This window comes from Pseudomonas sp. 32_A (assembly GCF_017490905.1).
Classification (GTDB): Bacteria; Pseudomonadota; Gammaproteobacteria; order Pseudomonadales; family Pseudomonadaceae; genus Aquipseudomonas; species Aquipseudomonas inefficax.
In genome coordinates this window covers 1-17,817 of the sequence record NZ_JAFGYI010000033.1, presented here as the reverse complement: position 1 = coordinate 17,817, position 17,817 = coordinate 1, and the positions used below count along the sequence as shown (strand labels likewise).

13 protein-coding genes are annotated in these 17,817 nt (G+C 65.1%); 7 read left to right on the top strand and 6 right to left on the bottom strand.

What is annotated here, in order from left to right:
* Nucleotides 1-22 precede the first annotated feature (22 nt).
* The 5 genes from J5M58_RS18995 (at nucleotide 23) to J5M58_RS18975 (ending at nucleotide 6,218) form a co-directional block, all read left to right on the top strand.
* Nucleotides 23-1,759, top strand: a complete 1,737-nt coding sequence (locus J5M58_RS18995) for a type I secretion system permease/ATPase (protein WP_207879112.1) — start codon at nucleotides 23-25, stop codon at nucleotides 1,757-1,759.
* Nucleotides 1,760-1,765: 6 nt separating this feature from the next.
* Nucleotides 1,766-3,106 carry an HlyD family type I secretion periplasmic adaptor subunit gene (locus J5M58_RS18990; protein WP_112252231.1) on the top strand — a complete coding sequence of 447 codons (1,341 nt, stop codon included), beginning with the start codon at nucleotides 1,766-1,768 and terminating at the stop codon, nucleotides 3,104-3,106.
* Nucleotide 3,107: 1 nt separating this feature from the next.
* On the top strand, nucleotides 3,108-4,436 hold the full coding sequence (locus J5M58_RS18985) for a TolC family outer membrane protein (RefSeq protein ID WP_207879110.1): 1,329 nt from the start codon (nucleotides 3,108-3,110) through the stop codon (nucleotides 4,434-4,436).
* A 204-nt stretch (nucleotides 4,437-4,640) separates the two neighbouring features.
* Entirely contained in the window at nucleotides 4,641-5,504 is an 864-nt protein-coding gene (locus J5M58_RS18980; RefSeq protein WP_207879108.1) for a sensor domain-containing diguanylate cyclase, read from the top strand.
* Nucleotides 5,505-5,549: 45 nt separating this feature from the next.
* Nucleotides 5,550-6,218 carry a bifunctional 2-polyprenyl-6-hydroxyphenol methylase/3-demethylubiquinol 3-O-methyltransferase UbiG gene (locus J5M58_RS18975; RefSeq protein ID WP_112252234.1) on the top strand — a complete coding sequence of 223 codons (669 nt, stop codon included), beginning with the start codon at nucleotides 5,550-5,552 and terminating at the stop codon, nucleotides 6,216-6,218.
* Nucleotides 6,219-6,362: 144 nt separating this feature from the next.
* On the opposite strand, the gene quiC is transcribed toward J5M58_RS18975, so the two are convergent.
* Complete coding sequence (gene quiC, locus J5M58_RS18970) at nucleotides 6,363-8,270, bottom strand: 3-dehydroshikimate dehydratase QuiC (RefSeq protein WP_207879106.1); 1,908 nt, start codon at nucleotides 8,268-8,270, stop codon at nucleotides 6,363-6,365.
* Nucleotides 8,271-8,571: 301 nt separating this feature from the next.
* Between quiC and J5M58_RS18965 the strand changes: the two genes are divergently transcribed.
* Nucleotides 8,572-9,945, top strand: coding sequence for an MFS transporter (locus J5M58_RS18965; RefSeq protein ID WP_207879104.1), 1,374 nt, complete (start codon nucleotides 8,572-8,574; stop codon nucleotides 9,943-9,945).
* Nucleotides 9,946-10,081: 136 nt separating this feature from the next.
* On the opposite strand, the gene J5M58_RS18960 is transcribed toward J5M58_RS18965, so the two are convergent.
* The 5 genes from J5M58_RS18960 to J5M58_RS18940 form a co-directional block, all read right to left on the bottom strand.
* A complete protein-coding gene (locus tag J5M58_RS18960; protein ID WP_207879102.1) occupies nucleotides 10,082-11,494 on the bottom strand; it encodes a DOPA decarboxylase in 1,413 nt (470 codons plus the stop codon).
* Between the two features lie 202 nt (nucleotides 11,495-11,696).
* A complete protein-coding gene (locus tag J5M58_RS18955) occupies nucleotides 11,697-12,641 on the bottom strand; it encodes a LysR family transcriptional regulator (protein WP_112252238.1) in 945 nt (314 codons plus the stop codon).
* Between the two features lie 138 nt (nucleotides 12,642-12,779).
* Nucleotides 12,780-13,490 carry a YebC/PmpR family DNA-binding transcriptional regulator gene (locus J5M58_RS18950; protein WP_013972055.1) on the bottom strand — a complete coding sequence of 237 codons (711 nt, stop codon included), beginning with the start codon at nucleotides 13,488-13,490 and terminating at the stop codon, nucleotides 12,780-12,782.
* Between the two features lie 226 nt (nucleotides 13,491-13,716).
* Entirely contained in the window at nucleotides 13,717-15,108 is a 1,392-nt protein-coding gene (locus J5M58_RS18945; RefSeq protein ID WP_112252239.1) for an FAD-dependent oxidoreductase, read from the bottom strand.
* A gap of 15 nt (nucleotides 15,109-15,123) precedes the next feature.
* A complete protein-coding gene (locus tag J5M58_RS18940; protein WP_112252240.1) occupies nucleotides 15,124-16,440 on the bottom strand; it encodes an MFS transporter in 1,317 nt (438 codons plus the stop codon).
* Nucleotides 16,441-16,683: 243 nt separating this feature from the next.
* On the opposite strand from J5M58_RS18940, the gene J5M58_RS18935 reads away from it, so the two are divergent.
* Nucleotides 16,684-17,553, top strand: a complete 870-nt coding sequence (locus J5M58_RS18935) for a LysR substrate-binding domain-containing protein (RefSeq protein ID WP_013972053.1) — start codon at nucleotides 16,684-16,686, stop codon at nucleotides 17,551-17,553.
* The last annotated feature ends 264 nt before the right edge of the window (nucleotides 17,554-17,817 follow it).

The following is a 17,817-nucleotide window of genomic DNA, read 5'->3' as shown; positions in this document are numbered from 1 at the left end:
TTGTGATAAAGGGAGGCTCCCGATGCACAAGCCGCCACGCCCCCGTTCCGAGCTGGCTGAGGTGTTGTTTCGCCTGCGCCGCAGCTTTTTTGCCCTGGCCGCCTTCAGCGGCGTGATAAACGTCATGATGTTGACGCCAGCAATTTATATGTTGCAGGTGTACGACCGCGCCCTGGTCAGCCGCAATGTCACTACCCTGTCGATGCTTACCCTGCTGGTGATCGGCTTGTTCATGCTGATGTCGGCCCTGGAGATGGTCCGCACCCGCGTACTGATCCGGGTCGGCAACTTCCTCGACATGGACCTCAACCGGCGCATCTTCAGCGCAGCCTTCGAGCGCAACCTGAGCCGCGCCGGCGGCAACCCGGCCCAGGCCCTGCAGGACCTTGCGCAGGTGCGCCAGTTTCTGACCGGCAACGGCCTGTTCGCCTTCTTCGATGCCCCCTGGACACCGATCTACCTGCTGGTCTGCTACCTGATCCATCCACTGCTGGGGCTGGTGACGCTGATCGGCTCGCTGATCCTGGTGGGCCTGGCCTACCTCACCGAGAAGGCGACGCAAAAACCGTTGGCCGAAGCCAACCAGGCGGCCATGTCGTCGGCCAGCTACGCCAACAACAACCTGCGCAATGCCGAAGTGATCGAAGCCATGGGCATGCTGCCGGCGATCGGCAAGCGCTGGTACCAGGGCCACTTGCGCATTCTGCAGATGCAGACCCTGGCCTCGGACCGTGCTGCGGTGATCAGCAGCACCGGGCGTTTCGTGCGCATTACCTTGCAGTCGGTGATCCTCGGTGCCGGCGCACTGCTGGCGATCGAGGGCAAGATCACCCCCGGCATGATGATCGCCTGCTCGATCCTCACCGGCCGCGCCCTGGCCCCGGTGGAGCAGGTGATTGCCGCATGGAAGCAACTGCTGGGCTGCCGTTCCGCCTGGGGCCGGCTCAACGACCTGCTGCACGACTACCCGCAGCGGCCACCGAGCATGTCGCTGCAGCGGCCAATGGGCATGCTGGCCGTGGAAAACGTGGTTGCCGGCGCCCCCGGCACCAGCAATAGCATCGTGCGCGGGGTGAGCTTCAGCCTGGTCCCGGGTGAAAGCCTGGGCATCATTGGCCCTTCCGCCTCGGGCAAGTCCACCCTCGCCCGCCTGCTGGTAGGCGTGTGGCCGACCCAGGCCGGCAAGGTGCGCCTGGACGGCGCCGACATCTTCACCTGGAACAAGGCCGAACTCGGCCCGTGGCTCGGCTACCTGCCGCAGGACGTGGAGTTGTTCGAGGGCACCATCGCCGAGAACATCGCACGCTTCGCCGAAGTGGACAGCGAAGCGGTGATCCGCGCTGCCCGCAGCAGCGGCGTGCACGACATGATCCTGCGCTTCCCGCAGGGTTACGACACCCGCCTGGCCGCCGACGGCAGCCCGCTGTCCGGCGGCCAGAAGCAGCGCATCGCCCTGGCCCGTGCGCTGTACGGCGAGCCGAACCTGGTGGTGCTGGACGAGCCCAACGCCAACCTCGATGACGTTGGCGAAAAGGCCCTGGTCGATGCGCTGGCCGAACTCAAGGCGCGCGGGGCCACGGTAATCCTGATTTCCCACCGGCCCAATGTGCTGTGCGCGGTCGACAAGGTGCTGATGCTGCGTGACGGTGCCGTGCACATGCTCGGCAGCCGCGACGAAGTGTTCGCTGCACTGCGCAAGGCCAGCGTGATCCCGGCGGCGACCGCAGCGCCGCTGGCCTCGGTAAAAGTACGGGAGTGATCGATCATGCAGATGACCCAACACACCGAATTGATTCCTGCCGAGGCCCGCAACAGTATCGACCTGGACATGGGCCGGCCGGCACGCTGGGGCGTATGGATGGTTATCGCCGGCTTTGGCGGTTTCCTGCTGTGGTCGTGCCTGGCGCCACTGGATGCCGGGGTAGTCGCCACCGGCACGGTAAAGGTCACCAGCAACCGCAAGGCGGTGCAGCACCTGACCGGCGGCACGGTCGAGGCGATCCTGGTGCGTGAAGGCGACAGGGTGAAGAAAGGCCAGGAGGTGGTACGCCTGGACGCCCTGCGCGCGGTGGCCGAACAGGGCGCGATCAGTGCCCAGTACATCGTCAGCAAGACCGTGGAAAACCGCCTGGAAGCCGAGCGCGATGGCCGCGACAAGGTCACCTTCGACCCTGCCCTGCTCAAGCACTACGGCAACGACCCGCGCCTGCTGGCAGCCATGGACCTGCAACAGCGCCTGCTGGACACCCGCCGCGCGGGCCTTGCCGGCGAACTGAGCATCCTCGAGGAAAACCTGGCCGCCACGGCGGTGCAGCTCAAGGGCCTGCAGCAGGTGTACGGCGCCCGCGCCTCGCAGATCGGCTTCCTCAACCAGGAATTGCAAGGTACACGCGTGCTGGCCGCCGAAGGTTATGTGCCACGCAACCGCCTGCTGGAGCTGGAGCGCAACAATGCCGACCTGTCCGCCGGCCAGGCCGAAAACCTCAACAACATCGCCCGGGCGCGCAGCCAGGCCACCGAGATCAAGCTGCGCATCCTGCAACGCCAGCACGACTACCTCAAGGAAGTGGAATCGCAACTGACCGATACCGCCAAGGAGAACACCACCCTGGCCGATCGCCTGCGCGCGCTGGACTATGAAGTGACCCATACCGTGATTCGCTCGCCGATCGACGGCATGGTCCAGGCCCTGAGCATCGCCACGGTCGGCGGCATCATCCAGCCTGGGGCCAAGATCATGGAGGTGGTGCCGCTCGACCAGCCGTTGCAGGTCGACGCGATGATCCCGGTGCAGGCCATCGACAAGATGGTGCCCGGCCTGGACGTGGACCTCGCCTTCCCGGCCTTCAACCATGCGAAGACGCCGAATATTCCGGGACGGGTCATGACCATTTCCGCCGACCGCCTGATGGACGAAGAGAGCAAGCAGCCGTACTACCTGGCCCAGGTGGAAGTGACGCAGGGCGGCATGGACTTGCTGGGCAGCAACCACATCCGCCCCGGCATGCCGGCCACCGTCACCATCAAGACCGGCGAGCGCAACCTGCTCAGCTACCTGCTCAAGCCGATGCTCGAACGCGTGGACGCCTCGTTCAAGGAGCAATGACATGAATCGCCCGTGCCTGATGTTGTGCCTGTTGGGGTTGTCCGTACAGGCCAGTGCCATGGACCTGAAGCAAGCCTGGGACCTGCTGCAGTACCAGGGCCCGATCTACCGCGCCGCGGTGCACGAGAAAGAAGCCGGCAGCGAGAACCGCGCCATCGGCCAGGCCGGCCTGCTGCCGCAGATCAACGCTGCCGGCTACTTCAACAGGGTCAATGGCAGCCAACGTCAGAATGGCCGGGACAGCGACCTGGACTATGACTCCAAGGGCGCCAACGTGCGGTTGCGCCAACCGCTGTTCAACAAGCAGAAGATGGCCGAATACCGTCAGGGCCAGCAGCGTGCGGACTACAGCGTGGCGGTGTTCGATGCCAAGAGCCAGGACGCCGCGGTGCGCCTGGCCGAGGCTTACTTCGACGTGCTGCTGGCCAGCGAAACCATCACCCTGGCCAAGGCCAAGCTGAATGCCTTCGAAGAGCAATTGGCGTCGGCGAAGCGCCGCATGGAGCTGGGTGCCGGCACCATCACCGACATCGACGAGTCGGTAGCCCGTCGCGACCTGGCCGAGGCCGACCTGATCGAGGCCCAGGACAACCTGGTCAACGCCCGCCGCAAGCTGGAGGAATATATTGGTGAAACGCCGGAGTCGCTGACCACCTTGCAGCCGGGCTTCAACACCCCGCCGCTGATGCCGGGCAACCTGCAGGACTGGCTGGTCAAGGCCCAGGCCGACAGCCCGTTGATCCATGCGCGCCGGCACAGCTATGAGCTGGCCGAAGAAGAAGTGAACCGCGCCCGCGCCGGGCACTGGCCAACCCTGGATTTCGTGGCGGGCTATACCGCCGGCAGCAGCCAGTCGATTTCCGAACTGAACCAGCGCAACCACTACAGTTCGATCGGGCTGGAGCTGAACATTCCGCTGTACAGCGGTGGCAGCACCAGCGCCCTCACCCGCCAGGCCAGCGCCAACAGTTCCAAGGCCCTGGATGAACTGGACGCCACGCGCCAGGAAGTGATCTCCGGCACCACCCGCGAGTACCGCGGCGTGCAGAGTGGCGCCTTGCGCATTCAGGCGCTGGAAAAGGCCGTGGCCTCCAACGAACGCTCGCTGCTTTCGGCCCGCAAGGGTTTCAGGGAAGGCGGCACCAGCACCAACTCGGATGTGCTCAATGCCGAGGAACTGCTGTTTGACGCCCGCCACGACCTGTTCGAGGCCAAGCTCAACTACCTGATGTCGCGGCTGCGCCTGGCGTCATCGGTGGGCAACCTTGGGGATGATGATATCGAGCAGATCAACGACTACCTCGGGCCGGAGCTGGTGGTAAGCAATTGATAGCAAACCGGGTGCCCTGTGGGAGCGGGTTTACCCGCGAAGCAGGCGACGCGGTGGGTGGCACCGGCTTCGCCGGTGTTCGCGGGTGAACCCGCTCCCACAGGTGCGGCATATTCATTCAGCTCCCGTAGGGCATATGGCGCCTACCGCAATTTGTTCCATTTCAGGCTATGATCGGTCACCCCGCCGCGGACGCCCTGCCCCATGCCCGTAGACCTCCAAGCGTTGTACCCCAGGCTGATCCACCTGATGCTGGACACGGTGTTCGTGGTCGACAGGGACAACCAGATCGTTTTCGTCAGCGATGCCTGCGAGGCGCTGCTGGGCTACCGGGCCTGCGAACTGATCGGCACGCCGATCACCGACTACATGCACCCTGACGACCTGGCGATCACCCGCGCATCAATCGTCCGGGTGATGAACGGCCAACCCCATTACGACTTCCGCAACCGCTACATCCGCAAGGATGGCGGTATCGTGCATATCCTGTGGGCGGCCTCCTGGTCCGATGAGGCCAATGCCCGCATCGGTGTGGCGCGGGATGTCACCGCCCAGCGTCACGCCGAGGAAGAGCTGCGCTTCCTGGCCCACCATGACCCACTCACCCGCCTGGCCAACCGGGCCATGTTCAACGAGCGGCTGGATACTGCCCTCGCCGCGGCCCGCCATCACAACCAACCGCTTGCGTTGCTGTTCATCGATATCAATGACTTCAAGGACATCAACGATAACCACGGCCACAGCGTGGGTGACCGGGTGCTCTGCACCCTGGCGCGGCGCCTGGAAGGCTGCGTAGGTGCGACCGATACAGTGGCGCGGATGGGCGGTGACGAGTTCACCGTGCTGCTGACCGACTACGCGTCGCCAGAGGCCATTGCCGAGCAGGTAGCACGCATCCTGGCAGCCATGGCCGAGCCACTCGGCGCCGAGTTTGCGGGCATCGGCGCGCCATCCTGCAGCATTGGCGTGGCCCGTTTCCCCGAAGACGGCAACGATGCCGACATGCTGCTGCGCCATGCCGATGGCGATATGTACCGGATCAAGCGACAGCGCACTGCGGCCGGCTGAGCGCTCTGGCGGCCGCAGGCGGAATCGAGCACAACGGAGATGACCATGCGCAACCCTGAAGACGCCTTGCTCGACAGCTGGCAGCACAACGCCCAGGCCTGGATCGATGCGGTGCGCAGCGGCAGCATCGAGAGCCGTCGCCAGGTCACCGACCAGGCCATCCTGCTGGCCATTCTGGGCCGCCAGCCCGAACGGGTGCTCGACCTGGGCTGTGGTGAAGGCTGGCTGCTGCGCGCGCTGGGCGACCGGGGTGTGGAGGCGGTAGGTGTGGACGGTGAGCGGGCGCTGGTGGATGCCGCGCGCGCTGCGGGCTCCGCCGAGGTGCACCTGGCCAGCTACGCAAAGCTGGCCGCTGGGCAGGCCTGTGTCGGCAAGGACTATGACCTGATCTGTGCCAACTTCGCCCTGTTGCAGCAGGACATCATCCCGCTGCTGACGGCGATGAATGCGTTGCTGGTGCCCGGCGGTGCGCTGGTGATCCAGACCCTGCACCCGTGGGGCATGGCGGATGGGGATTACCAGGATGGCTGGCGGGAGGAGTCGTTTGCCGGGTTCGCCGGGGATTGGCAGGTGATGCCGTGGTACTTCCGCACCTTGGCCAGCTGGCTGAATGCGCTGGACATGGCGGGGTTGCGGCTGGTCGGCTTGCAGGAGCCACAGCACCCGCAGAGCGCGCTGCCGCAGTCGTTGCTGCTGGTGGCTGAGCGGCCTTGAAGCATACGCGGTCGGTGCAGGAGCGGCCTTGTGTCGCGATGGGCCGCAAAGCGGCCCCCAAGTTCATGCAGCATCGCTGAAATCCTGGGGCCGCCTTGCGGCCCATCGCGACAAAAGGCCGCTCCTACAGGGACCGCGCCGGGTTCAGAGGACCGGCTTGCGCGCCGCCCCGCTGCGGGCCTTGGCCATGGCCGCCAGGCGCACCGCGACGTTGGCCGCACCGTAACCGGCATACCCCCCCTTGCGCTGGATGATCTCGAAGAAGAAACGCTCTTCGAACGGCTCGGTGTACACGTGGAACAGCTCGCCGCCCTGGGCATCGCGGTCGTACAGCACGTTGTAGTAGGCCAGTTCGCTGAGGAACTCGTCGTCGAAATCGAAACGCGCCGCCAGGTCGTCGTAGTAGTTCAGCGGAATCTCCAGCAACGGTACCCCTGCCAGTTTGGCCCGCGCCACTTCGCGGAAGATGTCGTCGCAATCGAAGGCGATGTGATGCACGCCCGAACCGCGATAGCTGGACAGCGCATGGGCGATGGCGGTGTTGCGGTTTTCCGAGATGTTCAGCGGCAGGCGCAGGGTACCGCACTGGCTACGCAGGGCGCGGCTCTTGACCAGGCCATAAGGGTCCGGCAGCACCACTTCGTCGTCCGCAGCGAAATCGAACAGGCTCTTGTAGAACAGCACCCAGCTGTCCAGCGACTCGGCCGGCAGGGCCAGGGCCATGTGGTCGATACGGCGCAGGCCGCCGCTGGCGCTGGCGTTCTTGTCCAGGCTGAAGTCGGTGTCGTACAGGGTCTGGCCGGCAGTGCCCTGCTCCACCAGATACAGCAGGCTGCCATCTGGCGCACGTACCGCCGGCACTTCACACTCGTTGGGCCCGACCAGGCCACGGAACGGCTGGCCACGGAAGGCGGTGGCGCGCTTCAGGGCGGCTTGCTGGTCCTTGACTCGCAGCGCGGTGGCGCACAGCGACGGCCCGTGGGCCTCGAAGAAGTTGTGGCCGAAAGAATAGGGTTCGGCGTTCAGCACAATGTTGATATCGCCCTGGCGCAGCAACTGCACTTCTTTGCTGCGGTGCTTGCCGGCTTCGGCAAAGCCCAGGCGCTTGAGCCAACTGCCCAGGCGCGCGCCGACGGCTTCGTCGACTGCAAACTCGAGGAACTCCACGCCGTCATAGGCACTGGCCGCCGGTGGTGTAAACAGCACACCGGGCTCGATCGAGGTACCTTCCTGCTCCAGGCGCAGGCGGGTGTGTTCTTCGAGGTACAGCAGCGAACGCAGCCCGTCGGCGGCATTCTGCCGGGGCGGTGCGGCGCGGAAGCCGTCGTTGAAGATTTCCAGCGACAGCGGCCCGCGGTAGCCGGTGGCAAGAATTGGCGCCAGGAAACCGGCCATGTCCATCTCGCCCTGCCCCGGGAAGCAACGGAAGTGGCGACTCCACTCCAGCACATCCATGGCCAGGATCGGCGCATCAGCCATTTGCACGAAAAAGATCTTGTCGCCAGGGATGTCGCGGATCGCGCTCGGGTCGCCCTTGAGCGACAAGGTGTGGAAGCTGTCGAGGATCACCCCGAGGGCCGGATGGTCGGCCTGGCGCACCAGGTTCCAGACTTGCTGGTAGGTGTTGACGTGGCGGCCCCAGGCCAGGGCTTCGTAGCCAATGCGCATGCCGCGCTTGCCGGCGTGCTCGGCCAGCAGGCGCAGGTCGTCGACCAACAGTTGTTCTTCGCCCAGGGCATCGGCCTGGACGTTGCTGCATACCAGCACCAGGTCGGTGCCCAGTTCCTGCATCAGGTCGAACTTGCGCTCGGCGCGGTCGAGGTTTTTCTGCAGGCGGTCGCGGCGGCAGCCCTCGAAATCGCGGAACGGCTGGAACAGGGTGATGGCAATACCCAGGTCTGCGCACATCTGCCGTACCTGGCGCGGGCTGCCAGCGTAATAGAGCAGGTCGTTTTCGAAGATCTCGACGCCGTCAAAACCGGCGGCGGCGATGGCTTCGAGCTTTTCCGGCAGGGTGCCGCTCAAGGACACGGTAGCGATCGAACGCTGCATGGCGGGAGTTCCTTGTTGTTAGAGGATTACAGTGCAGTCAAGGCCAGGGCCAGGCCTGGAAAATCAGGACCACAGTTCCTGGCACGATCGATTATTCGCAGGTAAAGTCGTCGCTTCAATCTCTTTGTACGGAATGGTTAGTTTTGCGTTCGATTATCGCACAATACCGGTTTTAGCGAATTGCCAGCCCACTGGCCCGTGGTCAACATGAACCACAGACGCAGGCACACCGACCCTCGCCTCCTGCCTTGGCGAATCTCCAGCGGAACCTGTGCAAACAACAATAACAACGGAGACAACGATGGCTCACTCCAGCTCTCAAGCCAAGAAAGCGACCGCCAGTGGATGGATAGGCTCGGCACTCGAGTACTACGACTTCTTCATCTACGCCCAGGCTGCTGCGCTGATTTTCCCGCAGATCTTCTTCCCCAACACCGACCCGAAAATGGCCATCATTGCCTCGCTGGCCACCTACGGCGTGGGTTACCTGGCGCGCCCGGTCGGCGCCTTCGTGCTGGGCCACTGGGGTGACACCCGCGGCCGCAAGAACGTACTGCTGCTGTGCATGTTCCTGATGGGCCTTTCGACCATGGCTGTCGGCCTGTTGCCCACCTACCACGACATCGGCCTGCTCGCCCCGGCCTTGCTGGTGCTGCTGCGCCTGGTCCAGGGCTTTGCCGTGGCCGGTGAAATCTCCGGTGCCAGTTCGATGATCATGGAGCATGCGCCATTCGGTCGACGGGGCTACTACGCCAGCTTCACCCTGCAAGGCGTGCAGGCTGGCCAGGTGCTGGCGGCGGCGGTGTTCCTGCCTCTGGCCTACTTCATGCCCAGCGAAGCCTTCAACGACTGGGGCTGGCGTATTCCATTCCTGATGAGTGCCATCGTGCTGATCGCCGGTTTCATCATCCGTAAGGAAGTGCACGAAACCCCGGCATTCGTGAAAGAAGAGAAGCAGGACAAAGTCGCCAGGTCGCCGATCAGCGAGGCCTTCCGCCACAGCTGGAAGCACATGGTGCTGGTGATGTTCATGGCTTTGATGAACGTGATCCCTGTGGTAGCGACCATCTTCGGTGCGGCCTACGCGGTGCAGCCGGCCTATGGCATCGGCTTCGACAAGAGCGTGTACCTGTGGATACCGGTAGTCGGCAACATCGTCGCGGTGCTGGTGATTCCGTTTGTCGGCAACCTGTCCGACAAGATCGGCCGTCGCCCGACCATGATCGCCGGCTGCCTGGGCTCGGGCCTGCTGGCCTTCGTCTACCTGTACGCGATCAGCATCCAGAACGTACCGCTGGCGTTCGCCTCGTCGATCGTGATGTGGGGCATGGTGTACCAGGGTTACAACGCGGTGTTCCCAAGCTTCTACCCAGAGCTGTTCCACACCCGCTACCGCGTTTCGGCCATGGCCATCGCGCAGAACATCGGCACCATGCTGACCGCCATGCTGCCGGCACTGTTCGCCCTGGTTGCCCCGCCAGGTTCGGACAACATCCCGCTGGTGGTCGGTGGCCTGGCGTTCTTCATCACCTGCGTGTGCGCCCTGGCAGCGTACATTGCCCCGGAAACCCATCGCCTGGCGATGGAAGACCTGGGTAACCCGGATGCCAAGCCGATGGACAAGACCGCGTATGAGGCTAGCCGTAAAGGGAGCTTTCAGGCGGTGAGCCACTGACCGATTGCAGGGGGCTGCTCTGCAGCCCATTCGCGGGCAAGCCCGCTCCCACAGGGTCGCATCAAGCTTTAGGCCGATGCAGTCCCTGTGGGAGCGGGCTTGCCCGCGAATGGGCCGCAGCGCGGCCCCGGCAGTTTCAGCCCTTGACCACTTCCTGCAGGCGCGCCCAAAGCTGTTCGACATGCTCCCGCTCGGTCGGCAACGCGCCAATCGACACCCGCACCATCCACCGCCCATCCAGCGTCGCCGGCGTCACATAGGCATCCCCGGACGCATTCAGCCGTTCGGCCCAGCCCTTGGTATGCGCATCCAGCGCCTCCCCTTCCAGCCCCGCCGGCCGATGGCGAATGCACAATGTCTGCAACTGCACCGGCGCCAGCACTTCCCACTGCGCCGCCGCCCCGATTTGCCCGGCAAGCCACTGGGCATTGTCCAGGTCACGCCGCAGCCGTGCCTGCAAGGCCTCGACGCCCTCGCTGCGCAGCATGAACCACAGCTTCAATGCGCGGAACCGGCGGCCCAGCGGGATACCCCAGTCACGCAGGTTCTTCACCTCGCCATCCACCGCCGACTGCAGGTAGCTGGGGTTGGTGCTCATCACTCGGATCAGGTGCTGCGGGTCGCGCACGTAGTAGATCGAACAATCGAAGGCCACGCCCAGCCACTTGTGCGCGTTGACCACCAGCGAATCGGCTAGCTCGATGCCGTCCCACATCCAGCGGCATTCCGGCAGGATCATCGCCGAGCCGGCCATGGCCGAGTCCACATGCAGCCACAGGCCATGGGCCTGGGCGATCTCGCCGATCGGCCGCAGCGGGTCGATGGCCGTGGTGGCGGTGGTGCCGGTGGTCGCGACCACGGCGCAGGGCTGGTTGCCGGCGGCCAGGTCCTGCTCGATCGCCGCCTGCAGTGCTTCCGGGCGCAGGGCGTAGCGTTCGTCGGTCGGGATCAGGCGGATATTGTCGCGGCCAAAACCGGCCAGCAAAGCGGCTTTGTCCACCGAGCTGTGGGCGTGCGCGCTGACATAGACGATCAGCGGCCTGGCCTGGGCTTGCAGGCCGCCGCGGACCAGTGCGTAGTCGCTGGCGCGTTCCCGCGCGCAGATCAGCGCCACCAGGGTGCTGGTGGATGCGGTGTCCTGGATCACCCCACTCCATTGGCCAGACAGGCCGAGCAGCTGACGCAGCCAGTCGAGGGTGGTTTCCTCCAGTTCGCTCAGGGCCGGGCTGGACTGCCACGACAGGCCCAGCACGCCCAGGCCGGTGCTGAGGAAATCACCGAGGACCGACGAGAGGGTGCCGTTGGAAGGGAAGTAACCGTAGAAGTCCGGGTGCTGCCAATGGGACAGGCCGGGCATGACCAGCTGGTTGACGTCGTCGAGGATCGCTGCGAAAGGCTCGCCTTGCCGGGGGGCTTGAGCGGGCAGCGCGGCCTTGAGGTAGCCGGGTTCGACTTGCGCCATGACCGGGCGCTCGCCCACGGTCTGGCGGTAGTCGGCGATCAGGTCGATCAGTTGGTGGCCGTACTGGCGGAATTGTTCGGGGGTCACCTGGGGGTCTCCTGTGGGTGGTTCGCTGGCTGTACTGGCCTCTTCGCGGGTGAACCCGCTCCCACAGATACCCCACAGCTTTCAGAAACTGTGGTGGTCCTGTGGGAGCGGGTTCACCCGCGAAGAGGCCAGTACAGGCAACACAATGTCCCCAGTCTAGGCACCTATCCGCAGGCGAATAACCCCGCTTCGCGCATAGCTGCTATGGCAAACCCGCATGCCCACCCTGCACACCGAACTGCGACTGGCGCCACAGCTCGAACACTCGGTTGCGCAACCAGCGGTGCTCTGCCGAAGCCTGCAGGCGCTGGTGCCATACCACCCAGTAGCGCTGGCTGTGGTCGATGAAGCCCAACGGCCGCCAGGCCAGGTCGTGCAGGCGGCACAGCTGCCGGGCGATGTGCTCGGGCACGGTGGCCAGCGCTTGGCTGTTGGCGATCACCTGCACGGTGGCCGAGAAGAACGGCACTTCCAGGCTGACCCGCCGTTGCAGGCCCTGGGCGCGCAAGTGGCGGTCGATGAAGCTGTCCTTGTCGCCACCGCCGGAAATTCGCACATGCTTGTGCGCCAGGTAGTCAGCCTGGCTGAGTGCGCCGTGGGCAGCCAGCGGATGGTCGTGACGCATCAGGCACACTGCGCGGTCCTCGCCCAACAGCCGACCGTGCAGGTTGGGTGGCGACTCGTCGAACAAGGTGGTGGCCAGGTCGATCTCGCCACTGGCCAGCAAGGCGTACTGGCCGGCCTGCCAGGTGCGGTACTCCAGCGATACGCCCGGTGCTTCGCGCTCCAGCGCCGCCACCAGCAGCGGCAGCATGTGCTCGGCCACGTAGTCCGAAGCGGCCAGGCAGAAACGCCGCTCGCAGCGCGCCGGGTCGAATACCGCGGGCTGGCGCAGGGCGTGCAGCTCTTCGAGAACCTGGCGCAGGGGTTCGACCAGGGCTTCGGCGTGTTCACTGAGCACGTAACCACGGCCCTGGCGAACCAGCAACGGGTCGTCGAAGGCTTCGCGCAGGTGGGCCAGCTGGCGGCTGAGGGCAGACTGGCTGACGCCCAGGCGCTCGGCGGCATGGCTGAGGTTCTTCAGCTGCAGCAGGTGGTCGAGGGTGCGCAGGTGGGCGAGGCTGAGGGAGGCGAAGGTGGGGTTCATCGGGGTTCAGCTCCAGACCGCTGGCGAGGGCTTTGCCCTCGTTTCGCGACACAAGGCCGCTCCCACATGGGTCATGCGTTCCCCTGTAGGAGCGGCCTTGTGTCGCGATGGGCCGCAAAGCGGCCCCGGATACGCAGATCAGTCAGTCAGACCAACATAAACGTTCTGCACATCATCGTTCTCGTCGATCGCCTCGAGGAACGCTTCCACCTCGGCCAGCGCTTCGGCACTCAGGCTGGCCGCGCTCACCGGGTTCTTCGGGGTGTAGCCGATCTTCGCCGAAGTCACGGTGAAGCCATGCTCCGGCAGGGCCTTCTGCACCGCGTCCAGGTCGGTGGTGTCGGTGATGAACAGGGTCGAACCCTCTTCGTCGCCTTCCTCGAAGTCCTGCGCACCGGCTTCGATGGCTGCCATTTCCGGGTCAGCGTCACCGTTCGGGGTGGCTTCGATCAGGCCGACATGGTTGAAGTCCCAGGCCACCGAACCGCTGGCACCCAGCTGGCCCTTGCGGAACAGCACGCGAATTTGCGCGACGGTGCGGTTGACGTTGTCGGTCAGGCACTCGACGATCAGCGGTACCTGGTGCGGGGCGAAGCCTTCGTAGCTTACCGCCGAGTACTGCACGGCATCGCCGTCCAGGCCCGCGCCCTTGCGGATTGCGCGCTCCAGGGTCTCGCGGGTCATCGAAGCCTTCTTGGCCTGCTCGATGGCCAGGCGCAGGCGTGGGTTCATGTCCGGGTCGGCGCCGGACTTGGCGGCGATCTGGATCTCTTTGGACAGCTTGCCCATGATCTTGCCTTTGGCGTTGGCCGCGGCTTCTTTATGTTTGGCTTTCCACTGTGCGCCCATGTCGACTCTCTTGTTTCAGCGGCCGGTTCAGGAAGCGACCGGCCAAAAGTGGGTGCAGTTTATACGCCCTACGGCCTGTGTTCGACAAGAAATCGCTGGGGCCGCTTCGCGACCCAATCGCGACACAAGGCCGCTCCTACAGAAGAAGCGCGCCAATCTGGGCTTGCGCGTCCCCCTGTAGGAGCGGCCTTGTGTCGCGACAGGGGTGCGAAGCGCCCCCAAAAAATCAGCCTTTATCGGCCTTGCCCGCCGCCGCCGCAAACCGCGCCAGCCGCACATCCAGCCTCCGCGGCCGCAGCCCACGGTCCTCGGCCCGCTCCTTGCGGCGGATGGCATTACGCACCATCAGCGAGCCCAGGTAGCGGATCGGCTCGGGCGGGAACAGCCCCAGCGGCCCCTTGACCAGCGGCGAACGGGTCCATGGGTTGTCCAGCCCCAGTGCCAGCGACGACAGAATCTGCCCCCCCATGTGGCACGGCCCGACGCCGCTGCCGGAATAACCAAAGCCATAGAACACGTTGCCCTGCCCGTCCAGCCGGCCAAAGAACGGCAAACCGGTCACCGAGCGGTCGGACGGCCCGTTCCAGCTGGCCGCCAGCGGCACCTCGGCCAGCGCCGGGAAAAACCCGCCCAGGCTTTCACGCAGCAGCGGCCGGTACGGCGAAGGCTGGTCGAACACCGGCAGCATGCGCCCGCCATAGGCGAAGGTATTGCCGCCCTTGCCGAGCATCAGCCGACCATCGGAGGTGTTGTGGTAGTAATGCACGAATATCCGCGAATCGAGCACGCTGATACCGCTGTCCAGGCCGATCTGGTGCAGCAGTTCGGGGCAAGGTTCGGTAATTACCATGTCGCTGGAAACAATCGCCACGCTGCGCTCGAACTGCGGGAAAGCCCGCGCCATCCAGGCATTCAGGCCCAATACCACGCGGTCGGCACGCACCGTGCCTTGGGCCGTGCGCACCTGCACCGGGGTGCCGTGCTCCAGGCCGGTCATGGCGGTGCCCTCATGGATGCGCACGCCACGCTGCAAGGCCACCCGGCGCAGGCCGCGCACCAGCTTGCCCGGTTGCACTGTGGCCGCGGCCGGCGAGAACCAGCCTTCCAGGTGCCGCGCCGAACCCGCCAGGCGCTGCACCTGTTCCAGCGGCAGGCGGCTGAACGAATTGATCCCCTTGCGCTCCAGTGCGGCCACCACCGCATCGGTGGCACCGACCTGGGCGGCATTGGTGGCGGTGTACAGCGTGCCGTCCAGGCGGTAGTCGCAGTCGATGCCATTGGCCGCGCAGAACGTGCCGATTTCACCGATGCTGCGCTCCGACTCACGCACCAGGCGCACCGCCTCGGCCACCCCGAACAGCCGCTCGAGGGTGAAGTACTTGGCCGACCAGGACAGCGCACAGCCACCATTGCGGCCACTGGCTCCAGCGCCGCAGATATCGGCCTCGATCAGCACGATATCCAGGGCCGGCACCGCTTCCTTGAGCATCAGTGCGGTCCACAGGCCGGTATAGCCGCCACCGACGATACACACATCGCAACGGGCATCGCCTTGCAGCGGCGGGCAGACTGCCTCTTGCGCCGAATCCAGGGCCTGTTGCAGCCAGAAGGGTCTCATTCGCTCGCTTTCCTTTCAGGTACGCAGTGGCTTGATTGCCATGCTGGTATTCGGTGCCACGTCATTGCTTTGCGCAGCGCTGGCCGGGCGGCTGTTCCAGTGCGGCAGCAGCACAAGTGCAGAGAACAGCGCGCAGCCGGCGAACACGATGAACACCGTGACGCCATCGAAGTACCCCGGCAGCAGCCCGCCCAACACCGCCCCCACCGAGCCGCAGCCGTTGACGAAGCCAGCCGCGGTGGCGCCGGCCTTGGCGGTGCCGAAGTCGATGGCCGCGGCGCCACTGATCATCGAGTCCGGCCCGTACAGGGTCAGGCCCATGACGAACAGCAGGGCCACCACCAGGATCACGCTGCCGGTGTGCATGGCCGCCATGAAGGCCGCCAGGGCCATGGTCAGCAGCACCAGGCTGATGACGCAGGCCGGCATGCGTCGTGCGCCGAACAGCTTGTCGGAGGCCAGGCCGATGATGATCGGGCCGAGCAACCCAGCCAGTTCGAAGGCTGTCGGGATGATCGCTGCACCCACCTTGCCCACGGAGGGCATCTGCTCGAAGACGATCACCGGCCCCCACAGCAGGATGGCGTAGCGCGCCGGTTTCAACAGGAAGTACGCCAGGCCCAGGGTCAGCACCGTGCGGTTGCGCATGATCTCCTTCAGCGGCGCCCACACGCTGCACAGGTTGCCGGCCGGGGCCATGCTCTGCGGCTCGGGCTCTACTGCCGGCAGGCCGACGTCTTCAGGCTTGTTGCGCTGCAGGAAGAAGAACAGCACGGCCACCAGCGCCACCACCGCGGCACTGGAGAAGAACGCCGCGTGCCAGGTACCGACCAGGGTATAGGCCCACCAGCCGGCGAACGGCGAAGCCACCAGGCCGCCGAAGGCATAGCAGGAACTCCACAGGCCCAGCACCCGCCCACGCTGCGATGCCGGGAAGAAGCTGCCAATGTTCTTGCACAACCCGGCCCAGCCGGTGGATTGCGCCAGGCCCTGCACCAGCATGCAGGTGGCAAAGATCGGGAAGGTGGCGTAACTGCCCATCACCACCGCCGCCGCCGCAGAAATCAGCAGGCCGCCAAGTACCACCACGCGTGGGCCAAAGCGGTCGGCAAGCATGCCCCAGGTGAACTGGCCTACGGCGTAGGCGGCCAGGTAGATGGCATCGAGGTTGGCCATGGCGGCCTTGTCGAGCATGAAGTTGGGGTCTTCACCGATGCCCAGCTTGGCCACCGAGAAGGCCTTGCGGGTGAAGTAGAAGGCGGCGTAGGCCAGCCAGGTAATGGCGAAAATCTGGATACGCCAGCGTTTGAACGCGGCTAGGGATTGGTTCATGTAAGTCTGACCTCTTGCTCAAGTGTGCCGGCAGAATGTGAAGAAACGCCTGTCTTGTTCTTGTGTTACGCACAGCGATGACGAGGCTGTCATCGGGTCAGATGGCGCCGTGTGGGTGCCATGGCCCTGGCGGCACTTGTGGTACCAGCGTCGGGCTGACATGCATGGAAACAGTTGCGCTAAGATAAATAAAATCGATTTATCGTATTTCACACATAAGCCCAGCTTGTTACTGAGGTCGTCATGTCGGTTTCCCACGCACAACTCAAGGCCTTCCATGCCGTGGCGGTTCACGGCAGCTTTACCCGCGCCGCGGAAAAACTGTTTCTTACCCAGCCCGCGGTGTCGGACCAGGTGCGCAAACTGGAGGAGCGCTTCGGCGTCTTGCTGTTCCACCGCAACAAACGGTCGGTGCAGCTCACCGACCTCGGCGAGCGCCTGCTGGGCATCAGCCAGCGCCTTTTCGCCTGCGAGGCCGAGGCCCATGAACTGCTGCAGGATTCGCGTGCGCTGCACACCGGCAGCCTGGTGCTGGCGGTGGACGCGCCGGTGCATGTACTGCCGCAGATCGCCCGCTTTTGCCAACGCTACCCGGGCATCCAGGTAAAGATCGAGACTGGCAACACCGACGAGTCGCTGGCCCGACTGTTCAGCTACCAGGCCGACCTGGCCCTGCTGGGGCGGGATGTGGACGATGAGCGGCTGCATTGCCTGCCGCTGCGTCGCGACCCGATGGTGGCGTTTGTCTCCCACCAGCATCCGTGGGCCAGCCGCGGCGCGATCAGCCTGGCGGACCTGGACGATACGCCGTTGGTGCTGCGCGAGCCCGGGTCGGTGACGCGGCAGACGCTGGAAGAAGAAATGCAACGGGCCGGGCTGCGGATTCGCCCGGCGATCCAGGTGGAAGGTCGCGAAGCGGCGCGCGAAGCGGTGGTGGTGGGGATTGGTGTGGGAGTGGTGTCGGCGGCGGAGTTTGGTGCGGATGCGCGGGTGTGCGCGTTGCCGATCGTCGATTGCCAGCGGCACTTGACCGAGACACTGGTGTGCCTGAGCGAACAGCGCACGCGGCGGGTGGTGGCGACCTTCCTGCAGATGGTGGAGGAAGGGTTGTAAACCTGTGCCGGCCTCTTCGCGGGTGAACCCGCTCCCACAGATACTCCACAGAGCTCGAGTGCTGTGGAATACCTGTGAGAGCTGCCTGTATTGGTCCCCCCACAGGTACTGCGCCAATCTGAGCTCTGGTGCGGTCCCTGTGGGAGCGGGTTCACCCGCGAAGAGGCCGGCACAGGTTTACAACCCTTCCTCCACCATCTGCAGGAAGGTCGCCACCACCCGCCGCGTGCGCTGTTCGCTCAGGCACACCAGTGTCTCGGTCAA